We start from the raw sequence: 15,494 nt of genomic DNA on the forward strand, positions 1-15,494 counted from the left end.
TCAGTACAGCGGCGGTTGCTCGGCCGCTTCGCGCCGCAGCTGCGCGGCGCGGACCAGTACCGGTGGCGGGATGTTCTCTTCGGGAATGTCCAGCAGGCCCAGGCGATGCAGGAAGGCGCCCGGACCACGCGAGGAGGTCAGCGCCACCACCGGAATGGCCAACACCATGCCGATCACCACCGGCGCCATCCACGCCGCCAGCGACGGCGACACGGCCCAGGCCAGCACGCCCATGAAGGCGCCGAACACACCCAGGCCACCGTAGCCGCGGATCAGTGCCAGCCACGAGATGCCGCCGTCGTCACGCTGCTGCGCATCCCAGCCGGAATCGCGGCCGGACAACACTTCGGCCACGCCCCGCGACTGCACGTACATCACCACCGGCGCCATCAGCGCGGCCAGCACGGTTTCCACCAGCATCGACACGAAGGCACGGATCGCACCGCCGCAGCCGCGGCGGTCGACCGGGTCCAGCAGCATCGCCAGGTAACCGAGCACCTTGGGCAGCAGCAGTACCGCCATGGTGGCGGCGAACAGGCGCACCACCTGCTCTTCGTCCTGTGCGCGCCAGTACACGCTGGGCGACAGGTGCAGCAGGGCATTGAAGTCGATGCCCTCCTGGAACAGCGGGATGGCGATGCCGATCAGCATCAGCATTGCCCACATCGGTGCGGTGAAATAGTGGCCGATGCCGATCAGCATGTGCGTGCGGCTGATCCAGTGCAGGCCGCGGCTGCCCACGACCTTGCCGTGCTGCAGGTTGCCCTGGCACCAGCGGCGGTCGCGAACCAGCAGATCGGTCAGCGTCGGCGGGCCCTCTTCATAGCTGCCACCGAGGTAGGGCACCATGTGCGCGGCCCAGCCGCCACGACGCATCAACGCTGCTTCGACGAAGTCATGGCTGAGCACGTGGCCGCCGAACGGCTTGCGCCCCGGCAGCGCCGGCAGGCCGGCGTGGTCGGCGAAGGCGCGGGTACGGATGATGGCGTTGTGGCCCCAGTAGTTGCTCTCGGCGCCATGCCACCAGGCCACGCCACGGGCGATCACCGGCCCGTACACGCGGCCACCGAACTGCTGCATGCGTGCGAACAGGGTGCGGCCGCCGATCACCGACGGCAGGGTCTGGATCAGGCCGACGTCGGCGTTGTGCTCCATGCCGGCCACCAGGCGCACGATGCTGTCGCCGGTCATCAGGCTGTCGGCGTCGAGGATCAGCATCTGCGGGTAGGCACCGCCGAAGCGACGGACCCAGTCGGCGATGTTGCCGGCCTTGCGCCCGCTGTTGTCACCACGGCGGCGGTAGAACAGGCGGATCTGCCCGTCCGGCACCCGCTCGCGCAGCTCGCCGAACACCCGCTCCTCGGCAGCGGCGATGTCCTCGCGACGGGTATCGCTGAGCACGAAGAAATCGAATCGGCCGAGCTGGCCGGTGGCCGCCACCGACTCGTAGATCGCCTGCAGGCCCGCCAGCAGGCGGCGCGGGTCTTCGTTGTAGGTCGGCATCAGCAGCGCGGTGCGGCTGTGCACGGTCGGCAGCGGCTTGTCCGGGTCGATGCCAAGGCGATAGCCACGGTCGAACACGGCGGTCAGGAAGCCGGCCAGGGCGCTGGCGAAAGACAGCGCGATCCAGGCAAACAGGCCAACGAACAGCACCAGCAGGCAGGCTTCGAGCACGCTGATGCCATTGGCCGACAGCACCCGCCACATCATCCGCGTGGCCACGGCGGTCATGCCGAGCGTGCCACCGAAGATGTACAGCCGGCGCAGGCCGATCAGGCGCGGCGACGTGCGATGCCGCCGGACCTTCAGTGCACCTTCGCGCAGGGTCTGTTCGGGCATCTGCAACGGCGATTCAGCGGGCAGCAGCGCCCAGCCGGCGTCGAGCCGGGGCGTTTCTGCTTCCGCATGGATGGTCTGCACCCCCATCGCCGCCTACTCCGCGCCGTCGGCACGGCCGGCCATCCCGGCCGGGCTGCATGCACCAAGGTTCCCGGCGCGCTTTCCCGGCGCCCGCACTTGTCCAGACTGTGTCGGCTTCAGGCCGCACAGTCGATGTCTGTCACTACCGGAACCCACACGATCTCCAACGGGGCGGAATCGAAAATGCGGCTCAGTCTAGGGCGCTGAATGTAAGCCGGGTGCGAAGGCCTACGCCGGGATTTATCCCCATTCAGCAAATAGCAGGCGATCACGTCGGGGGATGGCCAGATGTCATTGCATCGCCCCGGGTACTGGATCGTATCAAACGCGAACGGTTATCATTTCATTAACCAGGCAGGTCACCGTCTTCCCGCACGGCCGCGACCCACCCAGCTGCGCCGGTCCACACCGCGCGCACCGACGACCCACGGAAGGGTGGCTGCCTGCTGTCTGCCTGCGCCTGCTGCTTCCACCGGGTCACCCCACCTCCCATGGAAGCCGCCATGTCCCCATCGTCCCGTTCCCGTTCCGCGCGCCTGCCGCGCACCCGCCTGGCCCCTGCCCTGGCCTCCGCCTGCCTGCTGGCCCTGCCAGGCCTGGCCGCTGCAGAGGCCGGCGCCGATGCCTCCACCAAGGATCTGGATACCGTGGTGGTCACCGCCTCGGGCAGCCAGCAATGGATCAAGGATGCCCCGGCCAGCATCAGCGTGATCAGCCGTGAGGACATCGAGCGCCAGCCGGTTCCCGACCTGGCCACCCTGCTCAGCCGCGTGCCGGGCGTGACCGGCGGCCTCAGCGCCGTCGGCGAACAGTCCAAGATCAAGCTGCGCGGCATGCCGTCCAACTACACGCTGGTGCTGGTGGACGGCAAGCGCATGGGCAGCTCGGCCGCGACCAACTACCGCCCCGACCTCGGCCGCCAGGACCTGAACTGGATCTCGCCCGACCAGATCGAACGCATCGAAGTGGTGCGTGGGCCGATGTCCTCGCTGTACGGCTCCGACGCCATGGGCGGGGTGATCAACATCATCACCCGGCGCATCGGCGACGAATGGAACGGCAGCGCCACCCACAGCTACACCCGTCCCGGTGATGGCAAGCGCGGCGATACCCAGCAGATCGGCGCGACCTTCTCCGGCCCGCTGGGCGAACGCTTCGGCCTGCGCATCGGTGCCAACAGCATGCGCCGTGATTCGGACCAGTCCAACCACGGTGTCTACGGCAATGCCTACGCCGGCGAGAAGGACCGCACTGTCGATGCGCTGCTGCAGTGGAAGCTGAGCGACGCACAGGAACTGTCGCTGGAAGCCGGCCATGGCGTGCAGCAGGCCTTCATCGATGCGTCGCTGGAAAAGCAGGACGAAGGCGCCTGGGGAGCCAGTGAGCTCAAGCGCAGCTCGCTGGCGCTCAACCACGATGGCACGTGGAGCTTCGGCACCTCCAGGCTCAGCGCGTACTGGACCGAATACAAGAACGACATCGGCGCCACCGGCCGCTCAGAGGCCACCGACACGATCATCGAAGGCAGCCTGACCACGCCGTTCACTCTGGGCGTTGAACACCAGTTTGCCGTGGGTGGGCAGTGGAAGCGCCAGGAACTGACCAACACCGATACCATCGGCCGCGCGCCGATCGACTACGCCGGCAACGCCGTCAGCGGCTCCAGCCTGGAAGTGGATACCTGGGCGCTGTTTGTCGAAGACGAACTGAAGCTGCACCGCACCCTGGCCCTGACCGTGGGCGCGCGCCTGGACCACCATGAGAAGTTCGGCGGCCACGTCAGCCCGCGTGCGTACCTGGTCTGGCATCCGGCCGAACAGTGGACCATCCGCGGTGGCGTCTCCAAGGGGTTCCGTGCGCCCAGCCTGACCGAGAATTCGGCCACCGCTGCCACCCAGTCCGGCGGCCGTGGCTGCACCTCGCTGATCCCGCTGGGGTATACCCGCGGCGGGTGCTACATGGCCGGCAACCCGGACCTGGATCCGGAAACCAGCACCAACCGCGAGATCGGCATCAGCTTCGACAATGACCTGATCGATGTTGGCGTGACCTACTTCCACACCGACTTCCGGAACAAGATCGAATACGCACCGCTGGGCCGCTTCAACGGCATCTGGTGGACGCGCATGAGCAACGTGCAGCGCGCGCGCACCAGCGGCATGGAAGGCAACTTCAACGTCCGCTTCGGCGAGCAGTGGCGCTGGCGCACCTCGGCGACCTGGATGAAGGAAGCCAGGAACCTGACCACCGGCCGCAACCTGATCGATACGCCGGAATTCTCCGGCTACTCGTCGCTGGACTGGACGCCGAATACGGTGTTCTCCGGCAGCCTGTCGGCGCAGTACACCGGCAGGCAGACCGGCACCGCCACAACCTTCCTCAAGGCCTACACCCTGTATGACCTGACCGTGGCATGGAACGTCAACGAGGTGCTGACCCTGCGCGGTGGCGTCAGCAACCTGGCCGACAAGAAGCTGTATGCGGAAGGCTCCACCGACTACTTCGTCGCCGGGCGCAGCTACTTCCTCAGCATGACCGCGCGCTTCTGACCGGCGGCACGCGCCGTGATCGCGCTGGCGACATGCCAGCGCGATCGACGGTATTGCGGGTTACTCGCTTTCCAGCGCGGCCGGTGCCGCGTCCCGCGTGGCGGCCGTGCGCGCACGGTCCATCGCCACCGCCAGTTGCTGGCGTGCGAGCAGTTGTTGTGCCTGCACCACTTCAGGTGTCGGCAGGAGCACCGGTCCCGGTGCGTTTTCCGGTGTAGCAGGTGTGGTCATGCAACCTCCATGGACATCCCGCCGCCGCACGGGTCCAACCGGGGCGGCAGCGGAACTGCGCACCCTATCCTAAAAACAAGGCGGGCGGGTGACGGTGCGGCACCCGGCCGCAGCACGTGGAACACGGCACGCGTCACATTTTTGACGGCAGCCCTTGGATCCTGAATAGGACTTGCCTTATCATGAAAACGTTTTCTCACAGGGATGTTTCCCCCAAATGAATACCACTGACCTGTCCCAGTTCAGCCCGAAGTGGCAGTTCCGCTTCAACTTCTTCCGCCAGCATGCCGCGCCCAAGAATCCCGGTTTCAAGCAGGCCTGGAAGGCGCTGTCGTTCGGTGACCGCCTGAAGATCAACCTGAACTTCTTCGCGTTGTTCTTCGGTGCGATCTACCTGTTGATCCTGGGCATGTGGCGCAAGGCGCTGGTGGTCATCGGCATCAACATCGCGCTGGCCATCGTCAGCATGTTCCTTCCCGACGTCGTCGGGCGCATGCTGTTCATCGCGATGAATCTGCTGGTCGCCTCCAGCACCAACTACAGCTACTACCTGGAGAAGGTGGAAGGTCGCGCCAGCTGGAACCCGTTTGAAGGAATGTTCTAAGCCATCAGACCGGCGCAGGGATGCGCGGCAAGGACGCAACCGACGCCCGGCCCCCGCCGGGCGTCTTCATTTGCGCGATCAGGCCGCGCGGCGTGCCACGGCCGCCGGCTCGGCCTGCAGGCGGAAGCGCGACACCGCCACCGCCAGCTGCTCGGCCTGCTCCTCCATCGCGCGCGCGGCGGCACTGGCTTCCTCCACCAGCGCGGCGTTCTGCTGGGTGGTTTCGTCCATCTGCACCACAGTCTGGTTGACCTGCTCGATGCCGGCCGATTGTTCGCGCGACGCGGCCGAGATCTCGGCCATGATCTCGTTGACCCGACCGACCTGACCGACGATGTCCTGCATGGTGCGCCCCGCGCCGTGCACCAGCTGCGCACCGGCACCGACCTGGGCCACCGAGGCGTCGATCAGCTCCTTGATCTCCTTCGCAGCACCCGCCGAACGCTGCGCCAACGCGCGCACTTCACTGGCAACCACGGCGAAGCCACGGCCCTGCTCACCGGCGCGCGCCGCTTCCACTGCTGCGTTCAACGCCAGGATGTTGGTCTGGAACGCAATCCCATCAATCACCGAGATGATCTCGGCGATGCGCTGCGAAGACGCCTCGATCTGCTCCATGGTGTGCACCACCTGGCTGACCACCTGGCCGCCTTCGCTGGCCACGCCCGCCGCGGAACCGGCCAGCGCGTTGGCCTGCAGCGCGTGGTCGGCGTTCTGGCGCACGGTGGAGGTCAGTTCTTCCATCGACGCGGCGGTTTCTTCCAGGTTGGCAGCCTGCTGTTCGGTACGGCGCGACAGGTCGCTGTTGCCGGCAGCGATCTCACCGGCGGCCAGGCGGATGCTGGCTGCCGACTGCTGGATCTGGCCGACGATCTGGGTCAGGTGCTGCACGGTGCTGTTGGCATCGTCGCGCATCACCGCAAACACCCCATGGAAGTCACCCTGCATGCGGGTACTGAGGTCACCGCCGGCGATCGCGCGCAGCAGCGTCGACAGTGCGGCCAGGTTGTGGTCGCTGACTTCCATCATGGTGTTGAGGGTCTCCACCATGCGGCGGAAATCGTGGTCGAAGCGCAGTGCATCACCGCGCACGGCGAAGTCACCGGCGGCGGCCGCAGCGGCAAGCTGCTGGATCTGCTCGTTGATCGCGGCCAGGTTGCGCTTGGTGGTCGCCATCGCAGCGGTGAACACCGCCTTCTCGCCCGGCAGTGCTTCCATGTCCACGCTGAGGTCGCCGACGGCATAGCGCTGCATCACTTCAACCAGGCGCTGGGTGACCGCGTTGCTGGAGGCCACCAGCTGGTTGCTGTCGGCCACCATGCGGCCGTACTCGCCCGGGAACGCCGCGGCATCCATGCGGTAGCTGAGTTCACCGGTATCGTGGCGGCGCGCCATTTCGGCCTGCGCAGCCATCACCGCCTGCAGCTGGCCGCGCATGCCCTGCATCGCGTCCAGCAGGCGCCCCACTTCGTCGTTGCTGCGCGCTGGCAGGGTGCTGTCCAGCTTGCCGGCGGCGACGTCACCGGCCACGCGCACCGCTTCGGCCAGCGGGCGGATCGCCAGGCGGCGCAGCAGTATGTAGACACCGGCGCTGAGGGTCAGCGCGGCGATCACGCCGACCAGCAGGGTCAGCCACAGCAGCTGGCGCGCTTCGGCCACGATCACCGCATGCGGCATCACCACGCCCAGCGCGAAGCGCTGCGGGGCATCGCCCACGCGCAGCGGCACATACACGCGCACGTTGCCGGCCGCATCGGGGCTGAAGGCCTCGAAGGGACGGTCGGCGGCGATCTCGGCCAGCATGCTGCGGGTCAGTGCGTCGTTGCGAGGCTTGCCGATTTCGGCGGCATTGGCCGAGGCCAGCACCACGCCCTTCGGCGACAGCAGTTCGACGCGGCCGGCCCCCATCGGCTTCAGCGTGGCCAGGTGCTTCTGCAACGCTGCCAGCGAGAAGTCGACGGTGAAGACACCGAGGAACCTGTCGTTCTCGATGATCGGCGTGCTCAGCGTACTCATCAGCACCTGCTGCCCGGCGATGTCATAGGCATACGGTTCGCTCACTTTCGGCAGCTTGTCGCGGCTGGGCACCATGTACCAGTCACCGGAACCGCTGGCGGTCTCGGTGTAATCGGTCATCACCGACTGCTGCGGCTTGCCCTCCTGCCAGGCCCAGTAGCTCATGTAGCGGCCGGTGGCATCGTGCGCCTCGGTGTTGACGAACTCGGCATCCTTGCCGTCGAAGGCATCGGGCTCCCACATGGTGCTCTTGCCCAGCCATTCGGGATGGGCGCGCAGCTGCTCGCCCAGCACCGCCGCCAGGCTGGCGCGGTCGGGCACGTCACCACGGGCGCGCTGGGCCAGCACGCCTTCAACCATGGCATCGTTGCTGGCAAAGGCGGTGCCCAGATCGGCCGCCACCTGGCGCGCCTCAGCGGTCGCCTCGCTGGTCATGGTCTGGCGCGAGGCGCTGATCAGGCTGGCGCTGGCCTGTCGGTAGATCAGGAACGCGGTCAGGCCGAAGCACAGCAGCGCGATCGCAGCGGTGCCCAGCATCAGCTTGTGGGCGATGCTGCCCGGGCGGCGGGCAGCGGCGGAACGGGAAGAAGGCATGGGAGGGTCCGCAAGGCAGTTCAGGACGACCGGCACCACGAAGGCACCGCGCAGGCGCGCGATCCGTCGCGCAGGCCACCGGCCGCCGGGCGGGCCCGGCGCTGGAAGCGCACCGGGTTAGCGGCCGCCCGCCAACGAGGTTGAGGCGACCGGCCTGCACATTCCTGAATCTGCTCAGGGTCGGGTCAGCCACCCGTCCGTCGCGATGGCCTCACTCGGCCACGCGGTCCTTGATCCACTGCGCGCGCGGCAGTACCTCGATGCTGCCGACGGCATACTGCTGCAGCACGTCGTCCGGCCCGAAGCACGGTTGCCAGCCCAGCTCACTGCGCAGGCGGGCACTGTCGTAGACACGGTCGATGCTCAATGGCAGCGGCCAGCCACGGCGTTCGAACTCGGCCAGCAGCTGCGGCGCGCGACGGGCCAGCACGCTGCGCGGGTGGGTGGCCAGTTCCAGGCAGTCCTCGCGCCGGAACGGCGTCGGTGCGCAGGCGAGATAGCGGGCGAATCGGGCGCCTTCGTCGAGCAGCAGTGCAGCGTGTGCGCTGGCCACATCGCGGGCGTCGATGCCGCGATGCAGGCGGAACATCGCCATGCGCTCGGGCGGTTCCGGGAAGCACCGGCCCATGCGCAGCACGCGAACGCTGAAGCCCGGCGTGGCGGCAGCTTCAGCCAGGGTCTCGGCCTGCAGCTTGGTGCGGTGGTAGATCGTGCGCGGCAGCGGCTCGGTGTCTTCATCGATCCAACGGCAGCCACCGGCTACCACGGCATGGCCGTACAGCGCGGTGGTGCTGGTCAGCACGAAACGCCGTGCGCCGGCTTCGCGTGCGGCCTGCAGCAGGTGCGCGGTTGCCTCCACGTTGATCTGCTGGAATACCGCGTCCGGCACCAGGCCGACATGCGGAGCATGCAGGGCCGCGGTATGGATGACCGCGTCCACGCCCTGCACCGCACGCGTGACCGCCTGGCGATCGGTGACATCGGCAATGATGCGCGTGGTGGCGAACGGGCTGCGGTCCAGCCCCACCACTTCGTGGGCGGCCGCCAACGCACCGAAGATCGCGCGCCCGATGCGCCCGGAACTGCCGGTCAACAGAATCTTCATTGAGTCCATTCACTCGAAGCGCCCGGGAACTACCGGGATGCTTCGATTCTAGGCATGCATTCGCGCATCTGCGATAGGACAGCCATGCAATCGTGCGTTCATCTTGACGACCTCGCAGGCGCCAGCAGTTGCCGCGCGATGAACAGCGGATCGTCGCCGCCGGCCACATCAGGCCTCACGCCGGTGCCTTCCCATTTGCCGCCGGTGCGCAGATTGATCGGTTGCCGGTCGGGAATGCTGATCTGATAGCCATCGGGCAGCAACACAGGATCACCAAACATATGCGCGGCACCGCCACTGCGCGTGCCGACAATGCGCGCGCGGCCCAGGGCCTGCAGCGAATAGGCGACGAACTCGGCCGCCGAACCGGTACGCCGGTCGATCAGCACCACCAGCGGCTTCAGGTACACAGGCAGGCTGGCAGGCGGCAGCGGTACCGGCGTGCGCCGGCCACGCTGGTCCAGCTGCTGCACCGCGCCGATCTTCGCGTCCAGCAGCGTGCGCACCAGCAGGTCGGCACTTGCATCGTCGCCTCCCCCGTTCTGGCGCAGATCCAGCACCAGGCCATCGGTGTCGGCCAGCAGCGTGAAGGCCGCAGCGAACTTCGGCCGCGCCAGATCCAGCGGGTAAAAAGTACTCAACCGCAGGTAGCCAATGTTGCCTTCCAGCACCAGCACCTCGCGCACACCGGCACCATTGCTGCGGGCATCGGCACGCCAGGCCATCAACCAGTCGTCCTGGCCGGCAGCTGCGTCCACGCGCTCAACGTGGAAGTGGCCATCGAACATGTCCAGGTCCTGGTTCAGGCGTGCACTGAACGCAGCAGGATCCGAACAGCTGCCCGCATACCGCTGCTGCGCCGACCAGCTGCGCAGGGCATCGGCGATGCGGGCGGCCTCCGCCTCGTCCAGGTACTGCGCCTGCACGGCGCTGGCGGCCGCCTGCAGCACCGCATCCTGCGCCGGGCAGGCCGTCGCCAGCAGCGCGCCGAGCATCCAGGAGACCGCCATCATCCACCCCGCATTGAGGATATATAAGCGCTTATATATCATCCCACTCATGGATCTCCAACACGCCACGCTGGGTACCCTGCTGCGCGCACTGCTGGACCAGCTGGACCCGGCCGTCGAGCAGGCCTACCGGCACCTGCAACTGGACTACCGGCCGCGCTACACGCCGGTGCTGCGCACGCTGATGGCGCAGGGCCCCTGCCGGATCAAGGACCTCGCGCTGGCCTGCGGGCTCAGCCATTCGGCGCTCAGCCAGACCGTGGCGGCGATGGTGCGCGATGGTTGGCTGCACACTGCCAATGGTGACGACGGGCGCGAACGCATCCTGCAGTTGAGCCCGCGCGCGCAGCGCGCGATGCCCGTGCTGCAGGCGCAATGGCAGGCCACCGCAGTGGCGGCACGCAGCCTCGATGCCGATCTGGGGCAGTCGCTGGAGCAGGTGCTGCGCAAAGCACTGGTGGCGCTCGAACAACGGCCCTTCGCACAGCGCCTGCAGGACGCCCGCCGGCGCTGAGGCGCTACTGCTCTGCAGCCATCTCGATCTCGCTGAGGAAGGTCCAGCTGCCGTTGGCCACGCGCAGCTCCAGCGTGCGGCATTGCGCAGCCAGGGGGGCTGCATTGCCGAGCACGTACTCCTCTTCGGTCGAGCCCATCACGCCGGACTGGGTGAAGGGTGCCGACAGCGTGCCGATCGTTACGGCGGCAGTTCCGGGCTCGGCGCACATCACCTCCACCGACGTCGGCGTGACGATGCCCCAGGCCGGGCGGGTCATCGTATGCAGGCCGATCCAGTCCACCCGTCGGCGCTGGCCCAGGTCGATGGTGATGCTGACGTTGCCGTGCACGCCTACCCAGCCCGCGTCCATCGGATTGCGCGGGTCGCCTACACGGCGGTCGAACAGCTCATGGCCGCTGCCGTCGGGATAGCTGGTCGCCGGCGCCACGCTGTAGTGATAGGTGGTCTGCACCGGATCGACGAGGTACGAGGCACCCAACCCGTACAACCCGCGATAGGTGTTCATCATCCGCGGCGCCTCGCCGTAGCCCTGGCCGGGGCCGACCACTTCGGACATGTGGTACTGGTTGAGCCAGGCAACGCGCTTGCCAGCCGAACGGGCGCTCCACAATTGCTGGTTGATGCGCTGCACCGACGCCGACCGGTATGCACCGGACAGGCCGTTACCGGCATCAAGGAACAGCGGGCTGCCATGGTTGAACAGCTCGATATCGGCCCACACAGCGCTGGCGCCCAGCTGCGCCGACAACGCCTGGTAGTACTGCTCGGTGGAATAGCCCGGTCGATCCCACTGGAACAGTTTCGCGTGCGACGCCGCGCCGATGCCGTCCTGCCAGATCTGCACGTCGACCCCCGTGGCAGAGCGAAACCGTAGCGCAGCACTGGCCACGCTGGCCGGGTCGACGCTGGAGGATGCCAGATAGGGCGCCACCATCACCGGCCTGGATGGCGTCGCCGCTTTCAGTGTGGAAACGATTGAACGATAGAACGACGCACGCTCGGCCGGTACCTGCGCGGGCTCATCGGTGATGTACCAGCCGGCGAATGCCGGATGCATCGCGTACTGCTGGGCCAGCTGCGCCATCGACTGCGCTGCGTCCTGCGCCACCGCTGCAGCGTTCGAGCCCTGCCAGAACGCCGCACACTGGCCCGAACTGTAGGTGGTGCCGACCACGACCTTCATCCCACGCGCTGCGGCCGCGTCCAGCACCGTGCCCAGCTTGGCCGGGAAGCCGGCGATCCATTCGAAATCCTGCGCGCTGCTGGCGCAGCCCACGCCGGCACGGGTGGCGCGGGTCTGGCCGATGATGAGCGTGTCGTTGCCCAGGTCCCGCAGTTCGTCGAGGAACAGCGGCAGCTGCGCCGCTGGCAGCTGCTCATCGGTGGACGAGTAACCGAAGTGAACGAAACTGCCGCTCAGCAGCGCAGTGTCCGCATGGGCCGGTGCAGCGCAGGCCAGCAGTACAAGCCATCCGAATCTGTTCACGGCGTCCTTTCCTGTCTGGGCGGTCATCCGCCATGCCGGTCCATCCTAGCCAAGCGGCGCTCATCGCGCAGCGGCGTAGTTGCGCCGTGAAAGCCAGTGCGGCGTGGCGTGAGGGCAGCACCGCCGGTGCGGACACTGCCTTAGCCGGGCACACGCAAGGATGAGCTCCCCTTCCATGCACCGGGAGCCTTCACATGGCTGACCAGCATCACGGCACCTCCCATCGTGGCTTCGCTTCGATGGACCGGGACAAGCAGCGCGCGATCGCCGCAAAGGGTGGACGCGCCGCGCATGCGTCCGGCAATGCACATGAGTTCAGCCCGGCCGAGGCACGCGTGGCAGGCCGCAAGGGCGGCGAGGCGATCAGCCGCAATCGCCAGCACATGGCAGCGATCGGCCGCGAAGGCGGGCACGCGCGCCACGCCAATGCACGGCAACAGCGGCAGCACGCGGCCGAACCCGCGCCGACGAAGGAAGGGCCGCAACGCCAGCAAGGCTGACCGCAGCGTGCTCAGGCGCGCCTGCACTGGCGGTACAGGGCGAGCGCCGCCAACAGGGCCAGCACGCCGGCGACAGCCATCGCCCAGCCGAAACCGCTGGCAATCGCGCCGCGGTACCAGGCCAGTATCTGCGTCCCCGGCAGCAGTGAAGACGGCTGCAGGATCAGCGTGCGCGCCTGTGCGGCCACTGCGGGCTGCCCTGCCGCCTGCGCGGTGGCAGTGAACTGGCATACCGCGCGCAGGCCCATCAGGCTGCCCAGCAGCGCGATGCCAAGGCTCATGCCCGCCTGGCGCAGCGCGTTCATCGTGGCCGACGCAATGCCGGCACGCTCGGCTGGTACGCATGACATCACCGCCATGCCGGTCGCAGGTACCGCCAGTCCCATGCCAGTGCCGAGCAGCATCAGCAGTGCGCTGGCCTGGCCGTGCGCTGTAGTCGGCTCGAACGTGGCAATCGCACACAGCGCCATGCCTGTCATTGCATAGCCCGTCACCAGCGCGGCATGCAGCCCGAACCACGCCGCCAGACGGCCGAACAGCAGCGACACCACCGCCATCAGCACGAATTGCGGTACCAGCTGCGCACCGGCCTGCGCAGCCCCATGTCCCTGCGCTTGCTGGAAGAACAGCGACAGGAAGAACAGGCTCGCATAAGCGGTGAATCCAAGCACGAACGAGGCCAGGTTGAGCATGCCGAAGCCCGGCTTCGCCAACAGGTCCAGCGGCAGCAGCGGCCGCGCCACGCGGCGCTCGACCCACGCAAACAGCGCCAGGCCGGATGCTGCGATGCCGAGCGCCAGCAGGGTCGAAGGTGCCAGCAGGCCGTGCTCGCCGATCGCGATCAGGCCGTAACTGAGTGCACCCAGCGCGACGATGCTGAGCAGCTGCCCGGCCGGGTCCAGCGCGGCGTGCTGCGGATGCCGTCGCTCTGGAATGCCCCAGGCCCCCAGCGCGAGTGCAAGCAGGCCCAGCGGCAGGTTGATCAGGAAGATGCTGGGCCAACCTGCGCGCTGCACCAGTTCGCCTCCCAGCAGCGGCCCCAGCACCAGCGCCAGCGCGCTGAACGCCGACCAGCCCCCGATCGCGCGTGCACGCTGGCGCGGATCAGGGAATGCATGGCTGAGGATCGGCATCGCACTCGGGATCAGCAGGGCGCCGGCCACCCCCTGCACCGCCCGCCCCGCCACCAGTGCGGAAAGACTGCCTGCGCAGGCACACAGCAGCGAGCCCACGGTGAAGGTCGCCACGCTGAGCAGCCACATGCGGCGGTGGCCATAGCGGTCACCCAGCGGCCCCGCCGACAGCATCACTGCGGACAGGGCGATGGCATAGGCGTTGATCACCCACTGCAGCCCGGCCATGTCGGTGTGCAGTGCCTGCTGCAGCGTCGGCAGCGCGACGTTGACGATGCTGATGTCCAGCGAGGCGAGGAAGGTGCCCAGGTAGGCCGCCAGCACCAGGGCCGGCCGTCGGAAGCGTTGCATGTGCGGATGCCGGGAGGGAGCGTGCGCGCATCGTAATTTGCTGACTGACCGTCAGTCAATGACCGACGGTCAGTCATTGCCGGAGGAAGCTAGAATGGCGACCGTCGCACCCGGACCCCGCCCCATGCAGATTCCCGCAGTCGCCAGGCCCCGCACCAAACCCGCTGAAACCCGCCAGGAAGAGCTGATGGACGCCGCGCAGGCGCTGTTCCTGTCACAGGGCGTGGAAGCGACCACCATCAGTGACATCGTGGCCGCCGCCGACGTGGCCAAGGGCACGTTCTATACCTACTTCGCCTCGCGCACCGAGATCCTGCAGGCGCTGGCGCAGCGCTACACGCTGCAGTTCATGGCCGAGGTCGACCATGCCGTTCAGCAGCAGCCTGCCCACGATGGCGTGGCGCGACTGTGCGCCTGGATCCGCGCCAACATCGAGACCTATGTGCGCACGCACGCACTGCACGACGTCGTCTACGCCAACCATCACCACCACCAGCGCGGCAATGCCGAGCGCAACGCCATCCAGCAGCAGCTGCTCGACATCCTCGAGGCGGGCACCCGTGCAGGCCTGTGGCAGCTGCCGGCACCGCAGATCACGGCCTCGCTGATCTATGCCGGCGTACATGGCGCCACCGATGACCTGATCGCTGCGCCCACGCAGGACGCCGACACCTTCATTGCGGCGGTGGTGGCCGATTGCCTGCGCATGGTCGGCGTGTCGCCGGCGCCGAAGCGTGGCGGCACCCGTCGCTGAAGCGCCCGCCGTCGCTCAGGCGTGGGCGAGGATGTTCAACAGCCGGCCGAACGGGTCGCGGACGAAGAAGCGCCGCACGCCCCAGGGCTCGTCGGCCGGCCCATAGTCCAGCGCGATGCCAGCCGCGTGCATGCGTTCCAGCACCTCCTGCAGGTTGTCCACTTCGATAGACAGGTCCGGCACCGGTGCGCCGGAACCCCCTTCGCTGGCGAAGCTGACCTGCGCCAGCGCACTGCCCTGCCCGCCATGGGTGACGATCCAGCCATGGTCCATCACCACCGGCATGCCGAGCAGCTCGCCATAGAATGCAGCGGCGCGGGCGGGATCAGACGTGGCGATGTTGGCGACGACACGCATGACGGCCATGTTCCACTCCACCAGGAAGAATGCGCCGAGAGTGCCCGACCCTGCGCACAAACAGAAGAGCCCCGTCATGGACGGGGCCCGTCATCAGCCGATCATGGCTGGGCTTACACCGCGCCGCAGCGCTCCATGACGCATCGATCGTATTCGTACTGGCATTCCATGGCATCACCCCCACCGGCTACACACGCCTGGTAGGCCTTCCAGCAGGGAAAATCGCAGGGCTGGACCGGTCCGGCCACGGCCACCGACCCACTGCAGGCCAACGCGAACACAGCACCGGCGATCACTTTCCTGAAAGTACGCATCGACATCACTCCTTGATAAGCCTGGTGAGCCCAGGCCGGGCCACCTTAGCGCT

General features: G+C 67.6%; 14 protein-coding genes. 5 read left to right on the forward strand and 9 right to left on the reverse strand.

What is annotated here, in order from left to right; translation table 11 throughout:
* Positions 1 to 1,926 carry a glucans biosynthesis glucosyltransferase MdoH gene (mdoH, locus tag AC5P6H_RS02290; protein ID WP_041863849.1) on the reverse strand — a complete coding sequence of 642 codons (1,926 nt, stop codon included), beginning with the start codon at positions 1,924 to 1,926 and terminating at the stop codon, positions 1 to 3.
* A gap of 497 nt (positions 1,927 to 2,423) precedes the next feature.
* Here mdoH and AC5P6H_RS02295 point away from each other — a divergent pair, with 497 nt between their 5' ends.
* Complete coding sequence (locus AC5P6H_RS02295; protein WP_495202280.1) at positions 2,424 to 4,469, forward strand: TonB-dependent receptor domain-containing protein; 2,046 nt, start codon at positions 2,424 to 2,426, stop codon at positions 4,467 to 4,469.
* Between the two features lie 60 nt (positions 4,470 to 4,529).
* On the opposite strand, the gene AC5P6H_RS02300 is transcribed toward AC5P6H_RS02295, so the two are convergent.
* Entirely contained in the window at positions 4,530 to 4,700 is a 171-nt protein-coding gene (locus AC5P6H_RS02300; RefSeq protein WP_005419553.1) for a hypothetical protein, read from the reverse strand.
* Between the two features lie 217 nt (positions 4,701 to 4,917).
* Between AC5P6H_RS02300 and AC5P6H_RS02305 the strand changes: the two genes are divergently transcribed.
* On the forward strand, positions 4,918 to 5,304 hold the full coding sequence (locus AC5P6H_RS02305) for a DUF2628 domain-containing protein (RefSeq protein ID WP_495202281.1): 387 nt from the start codon (positions 4,918 to 4,920) through the stop codon (positions 5,302 to 5,304).
* Between the two features lie 78 nt (positions 5,305 to 5,382).
* Here AC5P6H_RS02305 and AC5P6H_RS02310 read toward each other — a convergent pair whose 3' ends face one another.
* The 3 genes from AC5P6H_RS02310 to AC5P6H_RS02320 form a co-directional block, all read right to left on the reverse strand.
* Positions 5,383 to 7,914 (reverse strand): methyl-accepting chemotaxis protein, encoded by a 2,532-nt coding sequence (locus AC5P6H_RS02310; RefSeq protein WP_495202282.1) that lies wholly within the window; start codon positions 7,912 to 7,914, stop codon positions 5,383 to 5,385.
* A gap of 211 nt (positions 7,915 to 8,125) precedes the next feature.
* A complete protein-coding gene (locus AC5P6H_RS02315) occupies positions 8,126 to 9,019 on the reverse strand; it encodes an NAD-dependent epimerase/dehydratase family protein (protein WP_014648518.1) in 894 nt (297 codons plus the stop codon).
* 98 nt (positions 9,020 to 9,117) lie between these two features.
* The gene (locus AC5P6H_RS02320) at positions 9,118 to 10,029 is read right to left on the reverse strand and encodes a S41 family peptidase (protein ID WP_495202350.1); all 912 of its coding nucleotides are present in this window, start codon (positions 10,027 to 10,029) and stop codon (positions 9,118 to 9,120) included.
* A 49-nt stretch (positions 10,030 to 10,078) separates the two neighbouring features.
* Between AC5P6H_RS02320 and AC5P6H_RS02325 the strand changes: the two genes are divergently transcribed.
* Positions 10,079 to 10,543 carry a MarR family winged helix-turn-helix transcriptional regulator gene (locus AC5P6H_RS02325; protein WP_014648520.1) on the forward strand — a complete coding sequence of 155 codons (465 nt, stop codon included), beginning with the start codon at positions 10,079 to 10,081 and terminating at the stop codon, positions 10,541 to 10,543.
* 4 nt (positions 10,544 to 10,547) lie between these two features.
* On the opposite strand, the gene AC5P6H_RS02330 is transcribed toward AC5P6H_RS02325, so the two are convergent.
* Positions 10,548 to 12,032 (reverse strand): DUF4434 domain-containing protein, encoded by a 1,485-nt coding sequence (locus tag AC5P6H_RS02330; RefSeq protein ID WP_134809330.1) that lies wholly within the window; start codon positions 12,030 to 12,032, stop codon positions 10,548 to 10,550.
* Positions 12,033 to 12,226: 194 nt separating this feature from the next.
* Here AC5P6H_RS02330 and AC5P6H_RS02335 point away from each other — a divergent pair, with 194 nt between their 5' ends.
* A complete protein-coding gene (locus tag AC5P6H_RS02335) occupies positions 12,227 to 12,532 on the forward strand; it encodes a KGG domain-containing protein (RefSeq protein ID WP_046432675.1) in 306 nt (101 codons plus the stop codon).
* Positions 12,533 to 12,543: 11 nt separating this feature from the next.
* Here the strand turns inward: AC5P6H_RS02335 and AC5P6H_RS02340 are convergent, their stop codons facing one another.
* Positions 12,544 to 14,016, reverse strand: coding sequence for an MFS transporter (locus AC5P6H_RS02340; protein WP_495202283.1), 1,473 nt, complete (start codon positions 14,014 to 14,016; stop codon positions 12,544 to 12,546).
* A 124-nt stretch (positions 14,017 to 14,140) separates the two neighbouring features.
* Here AC5P6H_RS02340 and AC5P6H_RS02345 point away from each other — a divergent pair, with 124 nt between their 5' ends.
* Complete coding sequence (locus AC5P6H_RS02345; RefSeq protein ID WP_046432686.1) at positions 14,141 to 14,770, forward strand: TetR/AcrR family transcriptional regulator; 630 nt, start codon at positions 14,141 to 14,143, stop codon at positions 14,768 to 14,770.
* Positions 14,771 to 14,785: 15 nt separating this feature from the next.
* Here the strand turns inward: AC5P6H_RS02345 and AC5P6H_RS02350 are convergent, their stop codons facing one another.
* Both AC5P6H_RS02350 and AC5P6H_RS02355 read right to left on the reverse strand, forming a co-directional pair.
* The gene (locus tag AC5P6H_RS02350) at positions 14,786 to 15,136 is read right to left on the reverse strand and encodes a VOC family protein (RefSeq protein ID WP_032958352.1); all 351 of its coding nucleotides are present in this window, start codon (positions 15,134 to 15,136) and stop codon (positions 14,786 to 14,788) included.
* Between the two features lie 104 nt (positions 15,137 to 15,240).
* Positions 15,241 to 15,441, reverse strand: a complete 201-nt coding sequence (locus AC5P6H_RS02355; RefSeq protein ID WP_032958391.1) for a hypothetical protein — start codon at positions 15,439 to 15,441, stop codon at positions 15,241 to 15,243.
* Between the last annotated feature and the right edge of the window lie 53 nt (positions 15,442 to 15,494).

The organism is Stenotrophomonas sp. YJH_SMC_110, assembly GCF_059369255.1.

Bases quoted from the DNA above. Each gene is read 5' to 3' on its own strand.
- AC5P6H_RS02355 (WP_032958391.1), bottom strand. From the start codon at position 15,441: ATGCGTACTTTCAGGAAAGTGATCGCCGGTGCTGTGTTCGCGTTGGCC.
- AC5P6H_RS02325 (WP_014648520.1), top strand. From the start codon at position 10,079: ATGGATCTCCAACACGCCACGCTGGGTACCCTGCTGCGCGCACTGCTG.
- AC5P6H_RS02320 (WP_495202350.1), bottom strand. From the start codon at position 10,029: ATGGCGGTCTCCTGGATGCTCGGCGCGCTGCTGGCGACGGCCTGCCCG.
- AC5P6H_RS02305 (WP_495202281.1), top strand. From the start codon at position 4,918: ATGAATACCACTGACCTGTCCCAGTTCAGCCCGAAGTGGCAGTTCCGC.
- mdoH (WP_041863849.1), bottom strand. From the start codon at position 1,926: ATGGGGGTGCAGACCATCCATGCGGAAGCAGAAACGCCCCGGCTCGAC.
- AC5P6H_RS02335 (WP_046432675.1), top strand. From the start codon at position 12,227: ATGGCTGACCAGCATCACGGCACCTCCCATCGTGGCTTCGCTTCGATG.
- AC5P6H_RS02310 (WP_495202282.1), bottom strand. From the start codon at position 7,914: ATGCCTTCTTCCCGTTCCGCCGCTGCCCGCCGCCCGGGCAGCATCGCC.
- AC5P6H_RS02345 (WP_046432686.1), top strand. From the start codon at position 14,141: ATGCAGATTCCCGCAGTCGCCAGGCCCCGCACCAAACCCGCTGAAACC.
- AC5P6H_RS02350 (WP_032958352.1), bottom strand. From the start codon at position 15,136: ATGGCCGTCATGCGTGTCGTCGCCAACATCGCCACGTCTGATCCCGCC.
- AC5P6H_RS02295 (WP_495202280.1), top strand. From the start codon at position 2,424: ATGTCCCCATCGTCCCGTTCCCGTTCCGCGCGCCTGCCGCGCACCCGC.
- AC5P6H_RS02340 (WP_495202283.1), bottom strand. From the start codon at position 14,016: ATGCAACGCTTCCGACGGCCGGCCCTGGTGCTGGCGGCCTACCTGGGC.
- AC5P6H_RS02315 (WP_014648518.1), bottom strand. From the start codon at position 9,019: ATGAAGATTCTGTTGACCGGCAGTTCCGGGCGCATCGGGCGCGCGATC.
- AC5P6H_RS02300 (WP_005419553.1), bottom strand. From the start codon at position 4,700: ATGACCACACCTGCTACACCGGAAAACGCACCGGGACCGGTGCTCCTG.